General features: G+C 53.1%; 25 protein-coding genes. 13 read left to right on the top strand and 12 right to left on the bottom strand.

Annotated features, from left to right (window positions below):
• Positions 1-2 precede the first annotated feature (2 nt).
• Both ACMGEE_RS03580 and ACMGEE_RS03575 read left to right on the top strand, forming a co-directional pair.
• Positions 3-620 (top strand): glutathione S-transferase family protein, encoded by a 618-nt coding sequence (locus ACMGEE_RS03580; protein ID WP_253454419.1) that lies wholly within the window; start codon positions 3-5, stop codon positions 618-620.
• Positions 621-622: 2 nt separating this feature from the next.
• Positions 623-1,498 carry a pyridoxamine 5'-phosphate oxidase family protein gene (locus ACMGEE_RS03575; protein WP_436829693.1) on the top strand — a complete coding sequence of 292 codons (876 nt, stop codon included), beginning with the start codon at positions 623-625 and terminating at the stop codon, positions 1,496-1,498.
• Positions 1,499-1,531: 33 nt separating this feature from the next.
• On the opposite strand, the gene dtpA is transcribed toward ACMGEE_RS03575, so the two are convergent.
• Positions 1,532-2,995 (bottom strand): dipeptide/tripeptide permease DtpA, encoded by a 1,464-nt coding sequence (gene dtpA, locus ACMGEE_RS03570; RefSeq protein WP_253454417.1) that lies wholly within the window; start codon positions 2,993-2,995, stop codon positions 1,532-1,534.
• Between the two features lie 606 nt (positions 2,996-3,601).
• Between dtpA and ACMGEE_RS03565 the strand changes: the two genes are divergently transcribed.
• Positions 3,602-5,053, top strand: a complete 1,452-nt coding sequence (locus tag ACMGEE_RS03565; RefSeq protein WP_301253243.1) for a flagellin N-terminal helical domain-containing protein — start codon at positions 3,602-3,604, stop codon at positions 5,051-5,053.
• Between the two features lie 102 nt (positions 5,054-5,155).
• Here ACMGEE_RS03565 and ACMGEE_RS03560 read toward each other — a convergent pair whose 3' ends face one another.
• Positions 5,156-5,536 carry a winged helix-turn-helix transcriptional regulator gene (locus ACMGEE_RS03560; RefSeq protein WP_301253244.1) on the bottom strand — a complete coding sequence of 127 codons (381 nt, stop codon included), beginning with the start codon at positions 5,534-5,536 and terminating at the stop codon, positions 5,156-5,158.
• 99 nt (positions 5,537-5,635) lie between these two features.
• On the opposite strand from ACMGEE_RS03560, the gene ACMGEE_RS03555 reads away from it, so the two are divergent.
• The gene (locus tag ACMGEE_RS03555) at positions 5,636-6,367 is read left to right on the top strand and encodes an SDR family NAD(P)-dependent oxidoreductase (protein ID WP_301253246.1); all 732 of its coding nucleotides are present in this window, start codon (positions 5,636-5,638) and stop codon (positions 6,365-6,367) included.
• Between the two features lie 200 nt (positions 6,368-6,567).
• On the opposite strand, the gene ACMGEE_RS03550 is transcribed toward ACMGEE_RS03555, so the two are convergent.
• Complete coding sequence (locus tag ACMGEE_RS03550; protein ID WP_301253247.1) at positions 6,568-7,155, bottom strand: CGNR zinc finger domain-containing protein; 588 nt, start codon at positions 7,153-7,155, stop codon at positions 6,568-6,570.
• An 88-nt stretch (positions 7,156-7,243) separates the two neighbouring features.
• On the opposite strand from ACMGEE_RS03550, the gene ACMGEE_RS03545 reads away from it, so the two are divergent.
• Positions 7,244-8,164: an alpha/beta fold hydrolase gene (locus tag ACMGEE_RS03545; protein ID WP_436829692.1), complete on the top strand. Its 921-nt coding sequence runs from the start codon at positions 7,244-7,246 to the stop codon at positions 8,162-8,164.
• Positions 8,165-8,228: 64 nt separating this feature from the next.
• Here the strand turns inward: ACMGEE_RS03545 and ACMGEE_RS03540 are convergent, their stop codons facing one another.
• Positions 8,229-8,843: a TetR/AcrR family transcriptional regulator gene (locus tag ACMGEE_RS03540; protein ID WP_369896008.1), complete on the bottom strand. Its 615-nt coding sequence runs from the start codon at positions 8,841-8,843 to the stop codon at positions 8,229-8,231.
• 99 nt (positions 8,844-8,942) lie between these two features.
• Here ACMGEE_RS03540 and ACMGEE_RS03535 point away from each other — a divergent pair, with 99 nt between their 5' ends.
• From ACMGEE_RS03535 to ACMGEE_RS03525, 3 genes are all read left to right on the top strand, one after another.
• Positions 8,943-9,950: an NAD(P)-dependent oxidoreductase gene (locus tag ACMGEE_RS03535; RefSeq protein ID WP_253454388.1), complete on the top strand. Its 1,008-nt coding sequence runs from the start codon at positions 8,943-8,945 to the stop codon at positions 9,948-9,950.
• 362 nt (positions 9,951-10,312) lie between these two features.
• Positions 10,313-10,504, top strand: a complete 192-nt coding sequence (locus ACMGEE_RS03530; protein ID WP_436829691.1) for an aspartate/glutamate racemase family protein — start codon at positions 10,313-10,315, stop codon at positions 10,502-10,504.
• Positions 10,480-11,010, top strand: a complete 531-nt coding sequence (locus ACMGEE_RS03525) for an aspartate/glutamate racemase family protein (RefSeq protein ID WP_436829690.1) — start codon at positions 10,480-10,482, stop codon at positions 11,008-11,010. The genes ACMGEE_RS03530 and ACMGEE_RS03525 overlap by 25 nt, the downstream gene beginning before the upstream one ends.
• 105 nt (positions 11,011-11,115) lie before the next feature.
• On the opposite strand, the gene ACMGEE_RS03520 is transcribed toward ACMGEE_RS03525, so the two are convergent.
• Positions 11,116-11,727, bottom strand: a complete 612-nt coding sequence (locus tag ACMGEE_RS03520) for a TetR/AcrR family transcriptional regulator (protein WP_253454385.1) — start codon at positions 11,725-11,727, stop codon at positions 11,116-11,118.
• 150 nt (positions 11,728-11,877) lie between these two features.
• On the opposite strand from ACMGEE_RS03520, the gene ACMGEE_RS03515 reads away from it, so the two are divergent.
• Positions 11,878-12,279: a RidA family protein gene (locus ACMGEE_RS03515; RefSeq protein ID WP_436829748.1), complete on the top strand. Its 402-nt coding sequence runs from the start codon at positions 11,878-11,880 to the stop codon at positions 12,277-12,279.
• A gap of 168 nt (positions 12,280-12,447) precedes the next feature.
• Here the strand turns inward: ACMGEE_RS03515 and ACMGEE_RS03510 are convergent, their stop codons facing one another.
• Positions 12,448-13,350: a LysR family transcriptional regulator gene (locus tag ACMGEE_RS03510; RefSeq protein ID WP_253454384.1), complete on the bottom strand. Its 903-nt coding sequence runs from the start codon at positions 13,348-13,350 to the stop codon at positions 12,448-12,450.
• A 100-nt stretch (positions 13,351-13,450) separates the two neighbouring features.
• Here ACMGEE_RS03510 and ACMGEE_RS03505 point away from each other — a divergent pair, with 100 nt between their 5' ends.
• Entirely contained in the window at positions 13,451-14,281 is an 831-nt protein-coding gene (locus ACMGEE_RS03505; RefSeq protein ID WP_436829689.1) for an SDR family oxidoreductase, read from the top strand.
• Between the two features lie 175 nt (positions 14,282-14,456).
• Here the strand turns inward: ACMGEE_RS03505 and ACMGEE_RS03500 are convergent, their stop codons facing one another.
• Positions 14,457-14,792, bottom strand: a complete 336-nt coding sequence (locus tag ACMGEE_RS03500; RefSeq protein WP_436829688.1) for an EthD domain-containing protein — start codon at positions 14,790-14,792, stop codon at positions 14,457-14,459.
• Here ACMGEE_RS03500 and ACMGEE_RS03495 point away from each other — a divergent pair.
• Positions 14,791-15,840 carry an AraC family transcriptional regulator gene (locus ACMGEE_RS03495; protein WP_436829687.1) on the top strand — a complete coding sequence of 350 codons (1,050 nt, stop codon included), beginning with the start codon at positions 14,791-14,793 and terminating at the stop codon, positions 15,838-15,840. The genes ACMGEE_RS03500 and ACMGEE_RS03495 overlap by 2 nt on opposite strands.
• Before the next feature lie 139 nt (positions 15,841-15,979).
• Here ACMGEE_RS03495 and ACMGEE_RS03490 read toward each other — a convergent pair whose 3' ends face one another.
• From ACMGEE_RS03490 to ACMGEE_RS03480, 3 genes are all read right to left on the bottom strand, one after another.
• Entirely contained in the window at positions 15,980-16,537 is a 558-nt protein-coding gene (locus ACMGEE_RS03490) for a GNAT family N-acetyltransferase (protein ID WP_369896535.1), read from the bottom strand.
• A gap of 499 nt (positions 16,538-17,036) precedes the next feature.
• Positions 17,037-17,309 (bottom strand): hypothetical protein, encoded by a 273-nt coding sequence (locus ACMGEE_RS03485; RefSeq protein WP_301729648.1) that lies wholly within the window; start codon positions 17,307-17,309, stop codon positions 17,037-17,039.
• Positions 17,287-17,817, bottom strand: coding sequence for a DUF2778 domain-containing protein (locus tag ACMGEE_RS03480; protein ID WP_301729647.1), 531 nt, complete (start codon positions 17,815-17,817; stop codon positions 17,287-17,289). The genes ACMGEE_RS03485 and ACMGEE_RS03480 overlap by 23 nt, the downstream gene beginning before the upstream one ends.
• 500 nt (positions 17,818-18,317) lie before the next feature.
• Between ACMGEE_RS03480 and ACMGEE_RS03475 the strand changes: the two genes are divergently transcribed.
• Both ACMGEE_RS03475 and ACMGEE_RS03470 read left to right on the top strand, forming a co-directional pair.
• Positions 18,318-18,629 (top strand): hypothetical protein, encoded by a 312-nt coding sequence (locus ACMGEE_RS03475; RefSeq protein WP_024966939.1) that lies wholly within the window; start codon positions 18,318-18,320, stop codon positions 18,627-18,629.
• A gap of 140 nt (positions 18,630-18,769) precedes the next feature.
• Positions 18,770-18,994 carry a VOC family protein gene (locus tag ACMGEE_RS03470; protein ID WP_436829686.1) on the top strand — a complete coding sequence of 75 codons (225 nt, stop codon included), beginning with the start codon at positions 18,770-18,772 and terminating at the stop codon, positions 18,992-18,994.
• A gap of 245 nt (positions 18,995-19,239) precedes the next feature.
• Here ACMGEE_RS03470 and ACMGEE_RS03465 read toward each other — a convergent pair whose 3' ends face one another.
• Both ACMGEE_RS03465 and ACMGEE_RS03460 read right to left on the bottom strand, forming a co-directional pair.
• On the bottom strand, positions 19,240-21,360 hold the full coding sequence (locus ACMGEE_RS03465; RefSeq protein ID WP_253454401.1) for a peptidase domain-containing ABC transporter: 2,121 nt from the start codon (positions 21,358-21,360) through the stop codon (positions 19,240-19,242).
• Positions 21,353-22,639: an HlyD family secretion protein gene (locus ACMGEE_RS03460; RefSeq protein WP_253454400.1), complete on the bottom strand. Its 1,287-nt coding sequence runs from the start codon at positions 22,637-22,639 to the stop codon at positions 21,353-21,355. The genes ACMGEE_RS03465 and ACMGEE_RS03460 overlap by 8 nt, the downstream gene beginning before the upstream one ends.
• Positions 22,640-22,660 lie beyond the last annotated feature (21 nt).

Genomic DNA, 22,660 nt, shown 5'->3' with positions numbered 1-22,660 from the left:
TCATGACTACCTTAACGCTTTATGGAACGGAACTTTCGGGGCACGTGCATCGCGTCCGGCTGCTGCTGGCTATGCTGAACCTGCCGACCACCCTGAAAGAGGCTGGTGCCGATGTCAGAAAAAGCGCCGCTTTTCTGGCGCTGAATCCGCTGGGACAGGTGCCGGTGCTGGTGGATGGCGAGCACGTCATTACCGACAGCAACGCGATACTGATCTGGCTGGTAAAACGCTATGCGCCGGACAGCCAGTGGCTGCCGCAGGATCTGCATCAGCAGGCCCAGGTGCAGCAATGGCTGGGCAAGGCCGCAGGCGAAATTCGCTACGGGGTTGCCTCGGCGCGGCTGATTAAACAGTTCGGCACGCCAGAGAATTATGACTCGGCAGTGGCGACAGCGCGTAAATTTTTACCGCAGATGGAGGCGCATTTAGGCGGCAAAAGCTGGCTGGTGGGCGACAGCGCGACGCTTGCCGATTTGGCCTGCTATGCCTACGTCGCCTGCGCGCCGGAAGGCGGCATTTCGCTGCGCGACTATCCGGCTATTCGCCAATGGCTGCAAAACGTTGAGGCGCTGCCGGGATTTATTGCGCTGCCGCCGCTGCCGCATCCACAGGAAGCGTAACCATGTTCCACTCCGGCGAACGTCTGGCGCAGCAAAAGGCGGGCTTTAGCCCCGAAAGCGCCGCCATCTATACGGCAATGCCGCAACAGCACCAGCTGTTTTACGCCGGGCTGAGCCAGTTTTATTTCAGCACGATCGATGCCGCCGGCTATCCGGTTGCGGCCGTTTTGCAGGGCGAGCCGGGATTTGTGCAGGCAACGGATGAGAACCATCTGCGCATAGCCACCGCTTCCTTAACGACCTTTCCCGGCCTGCCGGCTTTAAGACCCGGCATGACGGCGGGCGGCCTGGGCCTCGATTTTTCCAACCGGCGGCGCAATCGGGTCAACGGCACGATCGCCAGCGTTACGCCAGATTTTGTGACGCTCGCCGTGCAGGAAAGCTTTGGCAACTGCCCAAAATATATTCAGCGGCGGATCTTGCCTGAGCACCAGCTGCTGCGACAGCCGGAGCGGGAGCCGCTGGTCGCGCTGGATGCCGATGCGCGCTACCTGATTGCCGCCGCGGATACCTGCTTTATCGCCAGCCGCGCGCCGCAGCAGGGCGCGGATATTTCCCATCGCGGCGGGCCGCCGGGTTTTATCGGGATGACGCAGGGGAAGCTGGCGATCGTTGACTACGCGGGCAACCGTTATATGAATACGCTGGGGAATCTGCTGCTGGCGCCTCGCTGCGCGCTGCTGATTATGGATTTTCATCAGGGCGCGGCGCTGCATATTCAGGGAACGGCGGAGCTTGTCTGGCCACAAAAGGAGGGGGAAGAACGTTGCCTGCTGATCGCGCCGGAAAAAATAGTGCGTTTTCGCCAGCTGCTGCCCGCCGCCGGGCTGGCGGTGGAGTTTGCCGCCTCAACGTTGGCCGTCAATAAAAAAGGGTGACGTGGCGTCACCCTTTTCAGCACTAAGTCGATATCAGTTCTGCGTCATGCGGTTCAGTTTAGGCGCGGTCAGCATCATCAGAACAGCAATAACGCCGGTCACGATACCGATCTGCAAAAAGACGTCGCCATAAACGTGCAGTGACTGCAGCGGATCGGTGATGTTTTCCGGCACCGCCATCATGTTGGCAACTTTACCGGCTACCATGGCAGCGCCTGCCGTGGTCAGGAACCAGGAGCCCATAATAAAGCCCATCAGACGCTGCGGCACCAGCTGGGCGACCATCGCCAGGCCCAGCCCGGAGATCATCAGCTCGCCCACGCTTTGCAGCGCATAGCTCAGGATCAGCCAGCCCACCGACACGATACCCAGATCGTTGGCGAATTTCGCACCCAGCGGCAGCACGAGGAAAGCGATGGAGCAAAGCACCATGCCCAGCGCAAACTTGTGCGGCATCGGCAGGCGGTCGCCCATCTTGTTATAGATTGCCGCCAGCAGCGGGCTGAAAATCATGATCCAGAAAGGATTCAGCGCCTGATACTGCTCGGGCTGGAAGGTCAGGCCCAGGATGCTGTGCTCGACGTTGCGGATGGCGAAGAAGTTCAGCGAGGTCGGCATCTGCATATAGAGCACGAAGAACACGATGGCTTCCACCATCAGCAGAAACGCGACGATCATCTTGCGGCGCGGCGCGCCCTGTAAGGCAAAAGTTTCTTTAGCGAACAGCAGCACGATGCCGATAGCGACCACTGCCAGCAGCAGACGCGCGACGCCCTGATTGTGTAGCATCCAGGTTGCAATGACGATCAGCACCGCGATACCGACTATCGTTGCCAGCAGCTTGCCTACCTGCAACGGCTGGAAGTCAGGCTTAGAACCATGATCTTTCACCCAGCGGCGGCAAATCATAAAGTTCACCAGGGTGATCAGCATGCCGACAAAAGAGAGTGAGAAGGCGACGTTCCAGCCATAGTGCGCGGCCAGCCAGGGCGTGGCCAGCATGGAGAAAAAGGAGCCGATATTGATCGCCATGTAATACATGGTGAAGGCGCCGTCCAGGCGGGGATCGTCTTTTTCATAACAGGTAGAGAGTAGCGAAGAGGGGTTCGCTTTAAACAGGCCGTTACCGACGGCAATCGTCGCCATGCCGATATAGACCATGCTGACGTCATGGCCTGACCAGGCCACCAGCGCGTAGCCCAGCGCCAGCACCAGCGTGCCCAGCACGATAACGCGTTTGGTGCCGAGCACCTTATCGCCCAGCCAGCCGCCAACGGCTATCAGGCCGTAAACCAGCGCGCTGAAAGAGGCGAACAGCGTAATAGACTGCTCTTCGGACATGCCCAGCATCTTGACGAGATAAACCGCCATGATGCCCTGTAGGCCGTAGTAACCAAATCGTTCCCAGAGCTCAATCGAAAAAATTAAATAAAAGGATCGGGGCTGTTTAAACGCGTTGAGACTGGTGTTCTCAGGATGTTTGTTTGCAGTTGACACGGATACCTCTGGAGTCAATCGCCTGATTTGAAGCGAAAATTAAGTCGGTTTTCATCAGGACGGGCTTTAGCCGCATAGTTATAAATTCGGAAAATCGGCGGTTAATTTCGCCGATTGCGTGCTGTCAGGCAAGCCTTTTTTCAAATAAGGTCAAGCGCAGTTTTATTAGTGTTTATTACATTTGAAAAGCCCGTGCCTGCTATAAACTGCTTTTTTTACATAAATGTTAAACATATTGCTCTGTATCAAGGTTAAGGGTTGCGCAAAAAGCCCTATTAATAACCTATCTGTAACAGCTGGATATTTCTCTTACCGCAGCAAACTTAAGCAATATTATGCGTGGTTTATGCACGCCATTTCACAAAAAATAGAGGATTATCACGTTTCTGCCGTCATCTGGCGCGACTCAACGAGCTAAAACCGCGCAGTTAAGTGCATCATAAGTTATTAATGAGTGAAAAATAACTTATCCAACCGTGCGCCATGTTGGCCTCTGGCGCGGAAAGGCGAGATTTATTTGGGTTGTGTAAAGATTAATCGTGCCGTCTAAAGCCGTCCTGGCTGCAGCCGATAACTTCACTACCTCAATAATTGTGCAGAGTGATAATGTTAACGATTTACAACAATGAAACTGCGCTGGCCACGGGCAATGCCCGAGCGGCGAACAGCTCGCTGCTGGCGCAATCTATTGAGCGGCTTTCCTCTGGTTTGCGCATTAATGGCGCGCGCGACGACGCGGCGGGGCAGGCTATCGCCAACCGTATGCAGGCGAACGTCAACGCCGACAGCGCGGTAACACGCGGCCTTAACGACGCTATCAGCTACGCGCAGACGGCGGAAAGCGCGCTGGGCAACATTGGCGATATGCTGATCAAGGCAAAAAGCCTTGCGGTACGCGCGGCCAACGGCACTATGTCAGTGTCCGACCGCCAGAGCTATAACGCGGAATATCAACAGCTGCTGGCAAGCATCAACGGCATCGCCAGCGGCACGGAAATTTTTGGGCAGTTTCCTCTGGCGACCGATAAGCCGGAGCTGCCGCCGGTGCTGTTGGGCAACGTTGCGCCTATCGGCACTAAATTCCCGATAGCCGGACAGAACTACTCCTTTAACTCCGGCGTGATTTCGCTGGCGTATATTCCGGCCGGCACCACGAATATTTCTATTACCGTTGATTCCTTGAGCATGGATGACGATGTGCAGCTGTTCACGCGCGACGGCAAGCATCTGGCCGGCACGCCGATCGAAGGCGGCACGCCCGACTTTACGTGGGCCAGTAAAGGCGTCACCGATGCCGCCTCCGCGACCAGCAAGCTGATGAGCGTCAGCAACGGTTTCAGCAGCGGCGCCAGCTACGACGCTTCAGGTCTGAATGAAGGCGGCCCGGCGTGGGCGTTGAACGGCAGCGAAACCTCCAGCTACAACGGGATGAGCATCACCTATAGCGGCGACGGCGATCGCTATGAAGATGCGGCCACGGGCGCGGCGAACGACGGCACGGTAACCAGCAATACCCTGGAACGGGTCAGCATTGATAACGTCAGTGAAGATCTTATCGTGGTGGTGGTGGGCAACGGTTCGTTTAACAGCAACCTGACGTGGGGCTCGCTGCCGCAGCCGACTGCCACGCCCGCGGTGCCGCCGAAACAGAGCCAGCCTTTAGAGGTGATCACCAGCGCCAACTATGGTCAGCCGATCCAGTCGGATACCCTGGGGCCGACGCCGTCCGATACCAAAACGCTGGGTCTGGACAACACCAGCCTGCTGACCGATGGTGCCATTCGTACGGCGATGGGCGCGCTGGATGCGGCATTGAACAAAGTCAGCAGCTACCGTTCCGATTATGGCTCGAAGATCAACCGTTACGAGTCCAACAAATCGGTGCTGTCACAGCAGAGTATCGCGACGCAGGCGGCACAGAGCCGCATTCAGGACGCCGACTACGCGCAGGAAGCCAGCAAGCTGGCTATGGCGCAGATCAAAGAGCAGGGGCAAAATGCGGTCACGAAGATGGCCAACCAGCAGGCGCAAAACGTGCTGACGCTGCTGCGCGATTAATTCTTCGTAACAGAAAGCAGCGGATGCTTTCGCCTCCTTAAAGCCTGCAACAACCCGAAAGGCCAGGCGGCTCATCGCAAGGTTACCCAACGTTTCGCTGATTCAGCAAAGTTTTTCCGCATGTTTAGCGTCATATATCAACTGAGCCTGTGCCATTTCAGGGCCATATTTTAGCGCCCATTCGTACAGCGCATTAAAAGGGTCCTGGAGCGACTGCGCGAGTGCGGTAAGACTGTACTCCACGCTCACCGGCGAACCAGACAGTACCTTTCGATGAACCAGTCCATTGCGCTCAAGCCGCTTAAGCGCATCAGCCAAAGCTTTGTGCGTAATGCCGTCCAGTCGGCGGCGCAGTTCATTAAAGCGCACGGGTTCACTACAAAGCACGGTAAGAATTAAAATCGACCATTTATTGGTTATATTCTCAAGAACCGGGCGGGTTTTTCCTATTTCTTTCAGGTCATTACAGTCAGTCTGATTCATAGCGATATACTCCGGAATACCTGGTATAAACAAAGTGCGTAATTGTTATTAAGTATAAAAATTATATCATCTGTTTTCCATCCCGACAGGAGTGAGCAGATGAGTAGGTTAAATAATAAAGTTGCCCTGATACTCGGCGGCGCCAAAGGCATTGGTCTTGCTATCAGCCAGCGATTTGCCAGTGAAGGGGCAACAACCTGGTTCACCTCGCGCCGCAACGAGGAATTAGCAGCAGCCAGCCACACCATAGCCGGCGATGGCAGGCCGCTACGTGCCGATGTCAGTCAGATAAGCGAACTAACGCGTATAGCTGAGCTGATTAAGACGGAGTCCGGCCAGATAGATGTGCTGGTGATCAATGCCGGCATGTCGACATATTCGACCCTTGATGAAGTTACCCCAGCGCATTTTGATACTACTTTCGGTTTGAACGTGCGCTCACCGCTGTTTGCTCTCCAGGCCGCACTTCCCCTGATGAAAGCGGGCGCGAGCGTAGTATTGATAGGTTCTGTCGCCGATGTCCTTGGCACTCAGGGATATGGCGTATACGGTGCCAGTAAGGCGGCGCTTCGTTCTTTTGCCCGCACATGGACACGTGAACTCTCCGAGCGGGGCATTCGCATTAATGTTGTCGCCCCTGGCCCTGTTGATACGGAGATGATGCAGGCAGCCTCTGAAGAGCTACGCAACGGGATAATCAGCGCCATTCCTTTAGCAAGAATGGGCAGGCCTGAAGAAGTTGCCAATGCAGCATTATTCCTCGCGAGTGACGAAAGCAGCTATATAGCCGGAGCGGAAATTTGTGTGGATGGTGGGCTGACACAAGTTTGAGCGAGGTAGTTTAAGTTTCACCAGGCTCTGACGTTAACGGCTGATTGCGGCCGGTTGAGTTGACCATACGGCCCCCCTGGGAACCCACGTCTGCTTTTCGCACGGAGCGCCCTGACGTGCAGGCCGATGTCCACTTTGAGCAAGAGGCGGAGATGCTGCCACAGCTGACGGGAACGCAGTGCAGGCCCGGAAGATCTGCCTTATCCGGGTTTCTTTCTGGCACGAAATGCCGCCACTTTCATGCGATTACCGCAGGTTGTCATGCTGCACCAGCGGCGGCGATGAGATTTACTCAGATCATGGAACCACAGAATGCAGTCATGGGCCTCACACTGACGTACGAATTCAAACTTATCGCTGGTGACCAGATTGATCAGAGCCTCGGCAATCGGCCAGAGCAGGCCGGACGGGCTGGTGGCATTTTGATACACGGCGATGCGAAATTGCTGCAAATCGCCGTCCCATTCCAGCTTCCTGACAGGGCGGCCCAGCTCAAGCACCCGATTAATCACAGCCAGATCCACTGGAACACTGTTAATGGCGGCGTTCACCACGATCTTTGCCGCGTCGCGAAGTTCACGAGCCTCAGTAAGCAGTCCATCCGGGACCTGCCGATCGTTGATGTCGGACAAGAGTCCGGCTCTCATCAGCCAGCTTGCGACGCTGCGATCGTCGATAAGCGTGTCATGACGTTTACCCTCCACAACATACTCGCTGTTAATAAAATCGAGGGCCAGGTTATCACCCAGAAACGGGGCGTCGGAAAAAGCGTTGTCAGGATCCAGCATGCTATGTAACCCACAAATTTAATTTGGCAGGTTACCAAAAATGCATGTAACCTTCAAATTCTAACTTTAAAGGTTACAGGAGACGATCGTGACTGCTTCTAAATCAGCATCTGCTGCCCCTTTGCTTAACGACACGGCATCCGCCGTGGCGAGCCAGGTTCATTACCGCTACGAGCAGGTGGATAACGTAAGGATTTTCTACCGTGAAGCTGGTAATCCAGAAGCGCCCGCCCTATTGCTGCTTCACGGCTTTGCTGCCTCATCATTTATGTTCCGCGACCTGATACCTGAACTTGCCGGACGCTATCACGTCATTGCGCCAGATCTGCCGGCGTTCGGCTTTACCGAAGCCCCTGCAAGAGGCGAGTACGCCTATACGTTCAGCCAGCTGGCAAAGACCATCGGACAGTTCACCGAACAGCTTAAGCTCAATAGCTACGCACTTATGGTTCACGACTACGGCGCCCCGGTAGGCTGGCGTCTCGCTGTCGCGCATCCGGAGCGCGTGACCGCCATCATTTCCCAGAACGGCAACGCTTATGAGGAGGGACTGGGCGAGAGCTGGGCGCCTATCCAGAGATACTGGCATGACCCTGGACAGCAGAACCGGAATGCGCTGCAGCATTTTCCGACACCGGCCTCAATTAAATGGCAATATCTTGAAGGGGTGACCGACAAGAGTTTGATTTCGCCAGATGGATATACGCTGGAGGGGCTGCAAATCTCACGGCCGGGCAATGCGGATATTCAGCTCGATCTGGTGCTGGATTACGCCTCGAATGTGGCAATGTATCCTGATTTTCAGCAGTACTTCCGTGATTATCAGCCACCTTTGCTGGCAGTTTGGGGGCAGAACGATCCGTTTTTCCTTCCGGCTGGCGCAGAGGCATGGAAACGCGACCTTCCCAATGCGGAGATTCGCTTCTATGACACCGGACACTTTGCACTGGAAACCCACGGCAAGGAAATCATTCCTGCTATTCGTGATTTTCTGGAAGAGAATATGTAAACAACACGTCCGCCCCCGGGCCAGGCGAAAAGCTGATATCCTGGCCTGTTATCTGCGCAGACCTTCAGCCTTCGCCCGTCTGTATGAGTCCGCCAATCAGCGAGGCGAAGGCTGTAACCGCTTCCGTTTCCTTCAGTCGCCCACGGGTAAGGGCCACGGACAGCGCTTCTCCCGCGCCGACCAGGCCGATGCAGCATTGCTGTAGTGATTGGGGCGTCATATTGACATGGGGTGTCAGAATTGACGCAAACATGGCGACACAATTGTCCAGAAGTTCCTGGAAAACGACCGCCTTTTCTTCACTCCCCGCCAGCGCCGCTCCCACTGCGTGAAACTCGTCCGTTTTGTCTGCGGCGCAGTGTATATAGGCGCTCGCCAGCATCTGTACCGTTTCCTGCTGGCTTCGGGGAGTCGCGCTCATGGCCTCAGTAAACGTCCTTACCCGTTCCATATCTATCCACCTGTACAGCTGGATCAGTAACGTCGAACGAGTCGCGAAATGATCGTAAACCACAGGTTTCGAGACGCCTGCACGCACGGCCAGATGGCCCAGCGTGAGGCGATCCGCATTTTCCTCGCGCACGATCAGAAGCGCGGTATCGAGAAGCTGTTGTCGCCGTTCTGCCTTCGACAGGCGCCGGGCAGGCGACCCGGTAGCCGGAGCCTTGTGTTCTTTCATTCTCTCTTTCTCATTAAACCTACTAAAAGTAGCTTATGTTGCTGTGGAGTGCTATCTTTCCTACCAATAGTAGCTTATCACACACAAGGAACCTCGCTTATGTCATTTGCTCCTGTCTTACTGCTGGGCGGCTCCGGATCTATTGGTGGTCAGACTGCCCGGGCAATACGCGCTGCTTATCCCGATCTTCCCTTGCTGATAGGGGGGCGCGACCTTGCCAGGGCGCAGCACGCCGCCGCAAAAATGGGAGGTGCGGAAGGTATAGCGATTGACACCGCCCGTGCAGACCTTGGCCTCGGCGAGCGAAAAATCAGTGCGGTGGTCGTCCTCTATAAAGACCATACGCTTGCTGCACTCCGCTTTGCTCAGTCACGAGGCGTACCCCATCTGAGTATTTCTTCTGGCGTGTTCGAGATTGCTCCGGAAATCGCAAGCTTTATGCACGCTCCGGGCGCGTCGGCAGTGGTGCTCGGCTATGAGTGGCTGGTCGGTGCCACGACGGTGCCTGCGCTTCATCTGAGCAAAGCGTTTGGCCAGGTTCATGAAATCCGCATTGGGGCGTTAGTCGATGAACAGGATGTTGGCGGGCCTGCGGTCGCCGCTGATTTCGACCATCTGCACCACCTGTTGCCCGCAGCGCTCACGCGGCGGGCCGGCGTCTATCTGTGGCGCGAGGGCGATGAGGCTAAGGGCACCTTCTCAGCGCTCGACGGCACCAAAATCCCCGCCACGGGCTTCTCGTCGATTGACGTGGTTGGGCTGGCAACTGCTACGGGTGCGCACAGCGTCCTGTTCGATCTCGGCATGGGTATCAGCTCAAGCCGGCGCAAAGGAGGAACATTCTCCACCGAAATCATTATTGAGATTTCAGGCCTGGATCAGGCCGGGCAGGCTCTTCGTACCCGCAATGCGGTCGTTCATCCGGGGGGAGCAGCACCGTTGACAGGCATGAGCATTGCCCTGCTTCTTGAACGACTGATCGGGCTGGATGGCAAACCACCGGTGGCGCCGGGTCTCTACTTTCCTTATCAGATTCTGGAAGCGTCGCACTATTTAACGCGGCTTGCGGAAGAGGGAGGGCAGCTTCTGGAACTGCCGCTGTTATAACTGTCGGGTGGCGTACTAAAAGTGCGCCACTTTCCCCTTAGTATCGGGCAGGCTCCGGGCGAAAAGGCCTGATCCTTAAAAAGGATGCCGGGAAAGGCGCTCGCTGGCAGACCTGCATGATTATTTGCCACAGGCCGGGCGACATACATTTTCAGGTAAGTATGCTATTGCTTTACTGCGCTTTGGTATCACCCGGATTACGGCTTAAAATAAGGATCCCAAGGCTATGGCAGTAAACGATGGGCTTACGTGCTCAGGCCTGCTTTAGTTCCAAAACAGATATGAACTGGCGCACTCTGCCCGCTATCAGCGATAAGCTGGAGTAACCACCCTGAACAGGTAAAAAAATTTAAGGAAACGCAATGCAAACGATTGGGATCCTGGGAGGGATGTCAGCAGCCTCAACACAAATTTATTATCGGAAAATGTGTGAGTTGGTTCGTCAGCGTCTGGGCGGTTTACACTCGCCTGAATTGCTTATCCGTTCGCTGGATTTTGCCAACATTGAACATTTGCAGGCCAGCGGAAAATGGGACGACGCCGCACCCTTTTAAATAAGGAGGCGCTGGCGCTGGCGCGCGGCGGGGCCGACTTTATCGTACTGGCGACAAATACCATGCATAAACTGGCGGACCAAATGATGAGCGGCGTTTCCATTCCGCTGCTGCACATTGCTGATGCAAAGGCGGCTCGGATCCTTGCAGCGGGCCTTAAAGCGCCAGGCCTGATGGCAACCGCATTTACGATGGAACAAGCTTTTTATCTTGATCGGCTCAGGGCGGTAAAACTTCAGCCCGTTATACCGAATGATGCCGATCGGGCTGAGGTTCATCGCATCATTTATCAGGAGCTGTGCCAGGACGTTATAAACCCGGCCAGTCGCGCTGTTTATGAAAATATCGCACAGCGTTTAGCTGACAACGGCGCTGACTGTGTGATCCTTGGCTGTACCGAAGTCGGCATGTTGCTTAACAGGGATAACGTTTCCGTCCCTGTCTTCGATACCACGCTGATCCACTGCGAAGCTGCCGTTGATAAAGCGCTGGGTGCGAGTGTCTGAAGCGGGAAGTTTGCTTCAATATCTCCTCTGGGCTGCAGGAGAAATTATCGCTTTGCTCCTGCGGCTATTTTTTTGCTTGCAAAAGCCTGAACCGGCGACAGCGTTCTAATCAGACTCCTCTTTACCCGAGCGGGTGAGTAAGCTACTTGCCAGTAGCCTGAATACCTCAATAACTTTTGGCAGCGCCTGCTGCGGATCGTCGCTGGCTGCTATCCACAAGGCCGCATTGAGCGCGGCACCATTTAAAAGATGTGCGGCGGCATCGGCATCGACGGGTTTTATGACGCCGCTTGCGCTCATTTTTATAATGCTCTGGCGAGTGGATTCCAGGCAGCTATTTTGACCAGGCCACTGCGAAGGGTTACCAAGAAAGGCCGGACCATCAAGCAGCACGATGCGCCGTACTTCTGCATCCATCGCCATTTCGATATAGGCGATGCCCTCAGCTATTAACTTTTCCCAGTCATTGCCAGCCGTAGCCGCCGCAGCTTTAGCACGTTGCGCCATTTCACCATCTAACTGTTCGACAACCGCCGCAAGCAGCCCCTTTTTATCGCCAAAATTGGGGTAAAGCGCGCCACGCGTCAGGCCCACGCTGGCAGTAAGCTCATCCATTGATGCGCCTGCGAACCCTTTTTCTGCAAATGCTTTTCGTGCCGCCGCAATCAGTTTTATGCGGTTTTCTTTCATCAGTTCGGCGCGGCTCTTGGTGGCCATACGATATCCTTGTGCCATACGCGGCGTATGTTATTTGACATACGACGCGTATGTGTGATTAATTGTACATACGCAGCGTATATTAGATCATTCCTGTGCGCTGCGCATCCCGCATTCCAACCCGACCTAATCAAAGGAAATCGTATGGCCATCGCCCATCGTGAACCGGTTTTCCCTGCTAGTCGACATGCTCTTTATGAGGAACATGGTTATTCTGCCGCAATCCGTTCTGGTGATATGCTGTTTGTTTCCGGCCAGGTCGGTAGCCGCGCCGACGGTACGCCGGAGCCTGATTTCGCCGCGCAGGTGCAGCTTGCGTTTGATAATTTAGCAGCCACGCTTGCCGCAGCGGGGTGTACTTTTGACGATCTGATTGATGTCACGACTTATCATACCGATCCGAAAAATCAGTTTTCGACAATTATGCAGGTGAAGAAATCGATTTTTCCCCATCCCCCTTATCCAAACTGGACTGCCGTTGGCGTGACATGGCTTGCGGGATTCGACTTTGAAATTAAGGTCATTGCCCGCATCCCAACTCATCAGATATGAAAAATCATATCTGAACAGGCAAAAAATATTTCCCTGAATTCACGGGCCAGAGGCATAAATTAAGGTGGCTCTACCGACTGTTAAATGAGTAATTCGATTACTCAACCCACCTTTCTTATTCTCTGGCCCGTGCCTGGCCTCTTTTCTGAATAAAATAAAGCGATTAGGCTATGCCCGGTCGCGCATAACGGCTTTTACCGTGTCGATAAACAGGCGTAATGCGACAGACATATGGCGATGTTGCGGAAAGTAGAGCGCGATGCCCTGTGACGCAATCGTCCAGTCGTCCAACAACGTCACCAGCCGCTGCGTGTCCAGCCACTGTCGGGCGTAGCGCTCGGGGACATAGGCCACACCCAGCCCGGCGACAGCCGCTTCCACCATTAAAGCGCTGCTGTCGAGGGTCAGGCTGCCCGGCACATCCAGCGCAAACTGCTGCTCATGCTGCTGATATTCCCAGTGATACCGTTTACCGCCCGGCAAGCGCTGGCGCAAACAGGTATGCTGCATCAGATCCTGCGGATGCATGATTTTGGGCCGCCCGGCTAAGTAACCGGGCGAGGCCACGGTAATAAAGCGCAGCGGCCCGCTCAGAGCAATGGCAACCATGTCTTTAGGCACATCTTCAATCAGCCGAATGCCCGCATCAAACCCTTGCGCCACGATGTCTATGAGTTGCCCCTGCGCCACTAAATCAATTTCAATCCCCGGCTTTTGCTGGATAAATGTCGGCAGCACCTTTTCCAGCAGAAGGCTAATCGCTGCATCGCTGGCACTGATGCGCAGCGTGCCATAAGGCTGCTGACCGCTGGCGGTAACGTCGTTCAGCAGGTCATCCATTTCCGCCAGTAACGGCGCCAGGCGCGCGATCAGTATTTCACCCGCTTCGGTCAGCGCAACGCTGCGCGTTGTGCGATGGAACAGCTGCACGCCAAGTGTTGCCTCCAGTCCTTTGACAGTATGGCTAAGCGTCGAGCGTTTAAGTCCCAGCACCTCAGCAGCGCGACGAAAACTGCGCTGCCCGGCAATGGTTTTCACCGCCTGCAATTCATTCCAGGAAGGTCGTTTCATTGTTGAATATTTCCCACCACCTCATGCTGATTTGCGGAGATTATGCCACCAATTATTCGGTTTATGCTGTCCTTCGGTTCACTGAATGGAGAAGACCCTAATGAAAACCTGGCTAATAACCGGTGCATCCAGCGGCCTGGGCCGCCTGATGTGTGAAACGCTGCTGGCCCGAGGCGACAGAGTATTTGCCAGCGTCCGCGATCGAGCAGTATTAGACGGTCTGTCAGCAATATACGGCGATCGTTTGCAGGTAACGGTGCTTGATCTCAGTATGGAAGCGACGATAAAACCCACCGTTGAGGCGGCGTTCGCTCAGGCGGGAAGCATTGATATTGTGGTCAGCAACGCGGCTTACGGCCTGTTTGGCGCAGCGGAAGAGCTAAGCGATAGGCAAATTGAGCGTCAGATTGCCACCAATCTTACCGGGTCGATTCAGCTTATCCGCGCGGCGATTCCCTTTTTGCGGCAGCAGGGTGGCGGGCGCATTATGCAGGTGTCGTCGGAAGGCGGCCAGGTCGCCTATCCTGATTTCAGTTTGTATCATGCCACTAAATGGGGAATTGAAGGTTTTGTCGAAGCGGTGCGGCAGGAAGTAGCGGCGTTTGGCATTGATTTTTTGCTGGTCGAGCCGGGGCCGACGGCGACGCGGTTTGGTGCGGGGCTGGATATTGCTGATGCCTTACCGGCCTACCGTGATACGGCAGCGGGGAAACTGCGGGCGGCACTGATGTCCGGAGAGTTTGTAATTAAAGGCGATGCTGAAAAATGCGTGACGGCTATGATCGCGGCGGCAGATGCTGCCAGCCCTCCATTACGTCTGCCGCTGGGCAGCACAGCCTACGACAATATTGAAGCCGCGTTAAAAATGCGTCTGCACGCGCTGCAAGCAATGAAAGCCGTGGCATATGGCGCAGATCGCCAGGAAGGGTAGGCAGCCAGGCCCGATGAGGTGGAAGACCAAACAGCTATGAGGCGTTCCACTTCGGTTCTAACCTAAAGCACCGCTAGCTGCTTTTGGCACGAGGCGGACATGATTTATCCCTGATAAGGCCGGGGCGATCGCCGTTCCAGACCACGCTTTTCGTCCTGCGTCCCCGGCGGGGTCGTTATTCAACGACGATGAGTTCTTCGGTCACGAGCCGGACTACGGAACTCAGGTCGATAAAGTTTACGTGGTCCGGATCCACCCGGGTTGCAAAGTTGTCTGACAGAAAGAGTTTATCCATCTCTTCAGCGTTGTCGAACCACGCCTCCACCATGGCGTCAAACCGGGGTAGCTCTGAAGACGCATAATCCGTGGGGTATGAAATAACAAAGCGGCGGATCATCTTTGCTTCAGGAATGGCAAAAAGCAGTGGAGCATGAACGTCGCGACGATAATTCCTGAATTCCTCTATGCTCATACCTTGCCGACGCTTGAAAGCGATAACGACTTTGATCATGAAAATATCCTTTGACGGGGAGCAGCCGGTGCGTCTGCTTCGAAATAAGGATAACCATGGAAGTCGAAACAAACTATGTTTGAATATCCCTATTACTTTCGAGATTGTCCCCATGATTGCTGATCCTTTATCCGATATCATCTCGCTATTGACGCCGAAAACCTACATCGCGGGTGGATTTGACTTCGGGGGGGAATGGGCGCTTCAGTTCGGGAAGCATTCTGGCCTCAAGTATTTTGCGCTGGTATCGGGTAGCGCCTGGCTGGCCGTCGATGATGGGCAGGATCCGATAAAGCTTAAGGCGGGTGATTGCGTCCTGCTGCCTAACGGACGTCGGTTCCTGATTGCCCAAGACCTCGCCTTCGAGCCGATCGGCATTGCTACCATACCTGAAGAAGACTGGAACGGCGGGATCGCAACGGTGAACGGCGGGGGAGAAACGACAATGCTCGGCGGCCATTTCGGCTTTGCCGGCGACCATGTCGATATGCTTCTCGGCTCAATGCCAGCCATCATTCGGCTCCGCGATGAAGACGACAAGACAGGTCTGCGATGGGCCCTCGATCGTATGCGCCAGGAACTGTTCGGAGCACAGCCGGGCGCCAGGCTTATTGTGCAGCATCTCGCGCATCTGATGCTGGTCCAGGCGCTGCGGCTTTATCTGGATCACGGCGTGGGAAAAGGCGTCGGCTGGCTGTTTGCACTTGGTGATAAGCGGATCGCGGCTGCCATTGGCGCAATTCATGCCAGCCCGGGAAGACGATGGACCTTGCCGGCACTTGCGCAGGAGGCCGGGATGTCTCGATCCAAATTCGCTCTCAGGTTTAAAAGTCTATCCGGCGCGTCGCCAATCGAATATCTGACACGATGGCGGATGATGATTGCATGCCACCGGCTCACCAGTGGCGCTGAATCTGTCTCTGCAATCGCGCACTCACTAGGTTATGAATCAGAAGCTGCGTTCAGTACGGCGTTTCGACGACTCAATGGATGTTCGCCACGACGGTACTCGTTGAAAAATCCGTCACTAACCGAAACTGATAATTAGTATTTTTCCGGCTGATGAAGTGACCTGGCTCTATTAACTGGCATAAGCCAACGTCCGCTTATGGCACAAAGAGGACGGAATCAGATGAACGTCCGCTAAGAGCAAAAAGCGGACGTTGTAGCTTCCGGGCACGGTATAATCAGCTGTTGTATCTATAAATAAAGGTATCGTCAATCACTCCCGTGCTGTCGAGTCGATCAGAAGCTAATATGGCTTCAAGTTTGAACCCACACTTTAATGCAACAGACTGACTGCGAACGTTACGTCTGGCAGTACGAATTTCGATTCTTATAGCGTTAAAAAATTCCGAGGCTATTTTTGTAGCCAGCTTGCATGCTTCGGACATTATGCCTTTTCCCATCGCATCCGTGGCAAGCCAGTAGCCTATCTCGAAATAAGGAATAGCACTATTCCTTATGAATAAGCTTATACAACCTAATAGCTCATCTGACGTACGCTCAATAATTAAAAACTTATATTCCACCCTGTCATTCAGGAAATTATCTGCTGCATCCAACATATTATCCCTGACTGAAGAAAAGGAATGAAAGTTAGGGGACCAAAGCAGAAACTCATGATGAATCGAAGTAAATCCATTTAGTTTAAGTTGCATTTCTTCTGAGCGACTCAGGTCTGGAGCAGTCAGATAAAAACGGTCGTGTTGCAATAAATAAGCAGGAATTTCATCAATATGCATCCTTATCCTTCCATTTATACAGGCTTTTTATTTACTTAACACATTCCGGGAAAAATTGCATCCGATTTATATAGGTCAGGCTATTGAAAGAATGGATTACTCAATGACAAATGAGAGCAGTGTACAGCTAAAAGTATTATCGAAAATTTTAATCCAATGGGTGGGTAGCAACGTCCGCTTCTGGCACAGAGCAGTCAATCCAGTTGGCTGTCAGATCCGCTACAAGCAAAGAGCGGACGCATCCCGTTCACATCCCGACGATGCACCTTACTTGCTGACAATCTGCAAAACCACCGGATTGAACATAACATCCGGCTTGCGAACCTGTTGTTGCGTTGATTTTTCATACAGAACTGCAGGAAAGGATAAAAAAGCACCCCGTATGGGGTGCTGAAAAGAAATTTCTTATGAACTGCCGTAACGCGCCTGGTGTTGTTGATCCTGTTATCGGCCTGATATCAGAAACCAACAGAGCGCCCCGGCTTTTACTGCAATCAGCCTATCCACGCTTTACTTTTTTAACTGCCGCTTTTACCAGCCAGTACATGGCCAGAGCGTAAAACGCGATAACAGTCATAAGAGAAAAAAACGTCACCGGATCCGTACCGGCTTCATATACGTCATCCTGGTAACCGCTGAAAATTTGGTAAGAATGTTCAACGAGCCACGCCGTCAGCGGATAGAGCGGCATCCCGTAACGTGACACCATAAAGGCCACAATAAAACAGACGAAAAACCCCGCTGTTTTTTTAACGAATTTTGCAGTTTGCAAAGTTACTTTCTCCCTGAACCTCAACGTAGCCGTATGCCATCAAGCCGTTTCGCGAACCCGGCACGCGAACTTTTTTTCTCCGGAGCAGCGCATGCCTTACCGTGTAGAAATCAGCGCGCCGCACGAAGGTGATGCACCCTTCACTTTCTCCGGAGCCGTCCGGCCGAAGGGGATGCAGGCGAAAGCCGCCGCGGGCAACGCCGTTGATCAGGATGGAATCATTCATCGTTTCCGAATTAAAGAGCGCAAACCACTCTGAATGATTTGAACTGTTCCAGGTGTCGACGGCCCATCCTCTGATCCGGTTCGCGATACTGCCTTCAGGGCGCGGAACGATCCAGTAGCGCCCGACCGGAATGGCGCTGTTAGGCCTGTACGTACAGTTTGGATCGTTGGTATAAGGCTTCTGGCCGGAAAAGACTGGAAAGGTCCCCACGCCGTAAACGTGCAGCTTTGCCTCGCCGCCGCCCTTGGTCAGATCGTCGTAGGTCATTCTCATTAATTGCATTAAACGCTCCCTGTAAGTTATCAGGCATGCCAGTAAACCGGGCGATGCTATCACTCCTGCAGAGTGAAGTTAACGGGTAGGCTGGCGCCCGACGGTCAAATCTCTTCCATACCTGCCGGTCACCTGAATTTACCATAACATCTGGGTGATGCACTTGATGAAAAAGCGTGTTCCGTTATGCTGGAACCTCTGATAACCCTCAATCAAGGATGACGCTGTGCCTCATCAGGATCAGATACAGAAATCCATTCAGGAAGCCAATGAAAAGGAACGTCACCTCTGGCGTCGTACCCGTTGGCTGCTCAAAGGGCTGCAAGTCGTCGTCATTCTTTACCTGTTGTATCCCATTACAGTGTGGATATTCCGGGCTCTCTGAGTAATGCAGTAATCCGATGCACCTTCTTCAGACACCCTGTATTTACCATAACATCTGATCACGAATCCCACCTCTTTCCATCCCATGTTATGGTTAAACCCTTCCACAACATGAGGATAGACACATGATTGTCAGAACATGGCACGGATGCGTACCGTTTAAGTATGCAGAAGGCTTTGCAAGCCATCTGCAAAAGACCGGTGTTGAACATTCAGAGAGGACACCAGGAAATCTGGGAGCATATGTACGCAGAGAGACACAGGGTGAATGGGAACATTTCTTCCTGGCAACTTACTGGAAAGATCTTGAGGCAGTGAAAGCATTTGCAGGCGAACAGTACCAGATTGCAGTCACCTATCCAGACGACGAGCAATTTGAGCTGCTATCTGATCCTTACGTCTTCCAGCACAATGTTCAAGCTGTATCCCCTTTGTAGTAATTTGCTGGCCGCAGCCATGAGGCGGCCTCCTCCTCATCTGAATCTGCTACCAGGTCGAATTGAACATACCATCCCGGCCACGAACCCCGCACAAGCCATCTGGTGTATGCTGCGTCAGTCAAAAAAGGATGAAAAAAATGACTGACATGAAAGAACCCTACTGGAACCGCATGGTTCCCGAGCTGACCGTAACAGATCTTCCCGCTTCCCTTAGCTTCTATACCGATGTGCTTGGCTTCAGCGTCATGATCAGGCGCACAGAGCCGGAGTTTGCCTATATCAACCTTGGCGATTCAGTACCACCCTACAGAATGGCTTCAGACTATGCTTTTGTCGGCGTGCATAAGATGTATGGTTGCTGAGAATGCGGTTGTGAAGAACAACAGCATTCACAAAGTATTGAGTGACGCAAACCAGCAGGCTAATCCGAAATGTGTTTCTGAGCTGCTTAATGCACATAAAACAGAGTGAATAACGTTTGTGGACATATATAGTCAAAGCAACGGGGCCGGGTTATGGCTGAGGCGCACCGCAGCAGGGTGAGGAGCGAACAGCCAAAACCTGGCCCCGGTATATGAAGCCAGGCGGGCTTATGGCAGCCCCGGCATTAGATGCGTTTATGAACAACTGAAAGATTGATTACCCGATCGGCAGAGGCGATGGTGGAAGGCCGATGAGCGATGATGACACGGGTAATATTCAGGCCACGTATAGCCATATTGATCAGCGCTTCATTATGCTCGTCCAGATGACTTGTTGCCTCATCCATAAACAGTATGCCGGGCCGTCGATATAAAGCCCGGGCAATAAATATGCGCTGCCGTTGTCCGCCTGATAATCCTTCGCCAAGCTCCCCGGTTAGCGTATCGTAGCCCATAGGCAATGCCATAATGTCATCGTGAATGTGGCTGAGACGGGCGCACGCTTCAAGCCAGGCCTCATCAGGCATGTCACCGAACCCGGTAATATTTTCCCGCATTGACCCTGCGAACAAACGATCCTCCTGGAGAATGCAGGATACAGCCCGACGATAGCTTTCCACACCGCCTGCATAGATATCTTTACCATCAGCCAGAACGTTTCCTCCGGAAGGTGGCACAAGTCCACATAATATTTTCATAAGCGTGGTCTTACCACAACCTGAAGGTCCGGTAATAGCAACACTTTCTCCTGCACAAAGAGTAAGATTTAAATCCTGTAGCACAGGCGAAGACTGGGCATCATGACGGAACAAAAGTTCTTTCGCTTCCAGCACGATAGCTTTTCCAGGTTTAAATTGTTCCGTTAAGGGTGATATGGGTTCGGGCGTAGTATGCGCAATATCTGCGATCCGCTCGCCATGTAATGAAAGCATTCCTAATCGCAGGAACATCTCAGTGAGGGAAAGCGCCCGTCCCGTAAACATTTCTCTGAAGACGCCAAACGCTACAAATGCGCCTAATGAAAGACTGTGCGTCATCACGGCGCTGATACCCAGCCAGAGGATGACAATATTATCCAGGGCTCCGGTCAGCCCGCTAACTGCATTAAATAAAATATCAAAGCGGCGTCGGTTAACGCCGGCATTTGCAGCTTCAACTTCCAGCGTCAGCCAGTTGCGCCCACGCTGCGACGCCAGACCCTGTGCCCGGAGTGTGGCGATGCCCCAAAGCGACTCGCTAAAATGCGAAGCAGCCGTTGCATTTTTTATCAGTTGTTCCTCAGCCAGCTGGCGATAGCGGGGAAAAGTTATTAAACGCATTAAAACCGCTATCAGCACAAAGCCAACCACCACGCAACAAAGCAGAGGCCCCCCGTAAACCGCCAGCAAGATCAGTGAGCCAATCAACATAATGCCGTCAATGATGCTACCGGTAATATCGTGAACAAAGCTGTCCCGCAGAATGCCAAGTGAGGCAAAACGGGACTGTATATCCCCCATTCTCCTTTTTGAAAACCAGGGCAGGGGAAGCGACAATAAATGTCTTAATAATCCTTCTTTCCACTGTATGTCTGTCAAAGTGTCCGTAATCATCACAGTCCAGGAACGAAGCAAATTAAGACCTGTTTGCAGCAGAATTAGCATCCCTAAAGACAAACAAACCAGCTCCAGGAGCCCGCGATCGGAAGAGGGAACAACATGGTCGAGGGCAATCTGGGTACCTACCGGTAACAGCAGACTGATACATTCAGTCATAACAGACAGACAAAATACTTTAATCAACGCCGGGCCAAAACCGGTAATACCACGTATCAACTCTGTAGGTCTGACACGTGATGACTTTTTCTGGCGGCTAAAATTACGATCGGGCCATAACTCCAGCGCAGCACCAGTAAAGCTTTGCGACAGTGTCTGACTACTGACCGTTCGTCGGCCATATGCAGGATCATGGATAACAGCCTTGTCACCTTTGAGACTGACCAACACGATGAAATGACTGAAATCCCAGTGGAGCACACACGGCAATCGCAGTGCTGAAAGTTCTTCCAGATCCAGTGACAGTGCCCGCCCGGCCAGTCCAAGGTTGCCAGCAATGGCATGCAGGGTGCCCAGCGTTGCCCCACGTGAAGAGAGGCCGCTTTCACTGCGCAATGTAAACAAATCTGTATGATGACCATGCCAGCCTGCGATCATGGCCATACAGGCAAGTCCACACTCCGCAGCCTCGGTCTGAAGGATGAGGGGCACCCGACGACGAGGAGAAAAATTTAGACGTCTTTGAAGCCAGGCAAGTTTTTCGTTATCCATTAATTGCTCCGCGCGTGCTGTCCCGCATTTCATAAAGCGGCGACAGAACCCACTGCCATAGCCGGCGCTTTTCCAAAAAAAGCGTGCAGTCTGCCCGAAGCCCGTTGCCCGCTTTAAGACGTTGCCCCTGCCATACAAAATGTGTCACGTCAGGTGTGATGGTTAGTCTGTACCAGGTTTGTGGTATACCTGTATCAGCGCCGGGTGCGCTGGCCCAGTGCGAACGTTCCTGCATACCGGCAGGTGTGACCGAGACCTCTGCAATGCGGCCGGGAAATAACCCGAATTTTTCCGATGGAAAAGCGCTATAGCGAATATTGACCGGCGCGTCGGTTTTTATAAAGGGCAGGGCACTGTCCGGGATCCACATCACCAGTTCCCAGTGTGGTTTAACATCCGGAATAATTTGTGCCAGCGTATCGCCCGAACGGGTGCTTTGCCCCAATGTAAGACTGACCGTATCTACCCGACCATTAACCGGAGAGGTAATTAAAAGCGTGCCGGAAGCATCATCTTCTGTATTCTGACGAGCCAGTACACTCCGCTGCATTTCCATGCGAAATATTTCATTGTCAAAATCAGCTGCACGTGTGCGTATATCACCCTCAAGCGCAAGAACCTGTAATGCATTCTGCTCACGTTGACCGCTCAAAGTGAGATGATCATTTTGCTGCTGATAAAAAAGAGAGGTCTGCTGAGAAAGTTGATCGCGATTTATTAATCCTGCCTGCTGATAGCGCCGATAGCTTTCCATGTTTTGTTTCATCTCTTTCAGGCCTGAAGCTGCCTGTTTAAGAATTTTAGTGGAATGTTCAAATGCCGCAGCATAACTTGCCTTTTCCTGTTCAAGCGTGGCAAGAGTAATACGCCGGTTTTCACGAAGGCGCCCTATAATATCATCGACGATTCTAAGTTGTTCTTGTGTACTTTGTCTGTGTTGCACGCTGACCACACCCGAACGTGTTGTACGACTAATATCAATCTCATACAGCGGCTGTCCTTTTTTGACATTATCGCCTGGGCTAACAAATTTGTTTATAACAAAGCCCTGATCCGGAGACGCGACAGTAACAGGGCGAGGTACGGATGCAAGCTCACCACTTACGGTTACACGATGTGTATAACTACCAAAAGTAAGAAGGAGAGTAAGTGAGATAAGAAAAATGGCGGTAATAAGCAGATGTACCCATACTGGAAGTCCACGCACCAGCAGGGCTTTTCCTTTCCATACGTTAGTTCTGTGTGTAATAGCCGACTGCCGATAGAGAGATGAGTTCATGTTACCCTGCATGCCCCGAAA

The sequence above is a fragment of the Erwinia artemisiae genome (assembly GCF_051400835.1).
In the GTDB taxonomy this organism is placed as follows: Bacteria; Pseudomonadota; Gammaproteobacteria; order Enterobacterales; family Enterobacteriaceae; genus Erwinia; species Erwinia aeris.
Note: the sequence above shows the minus strand (reverse complement) of the source record. Positions and strands in the feature narration are given on the sequence as shown.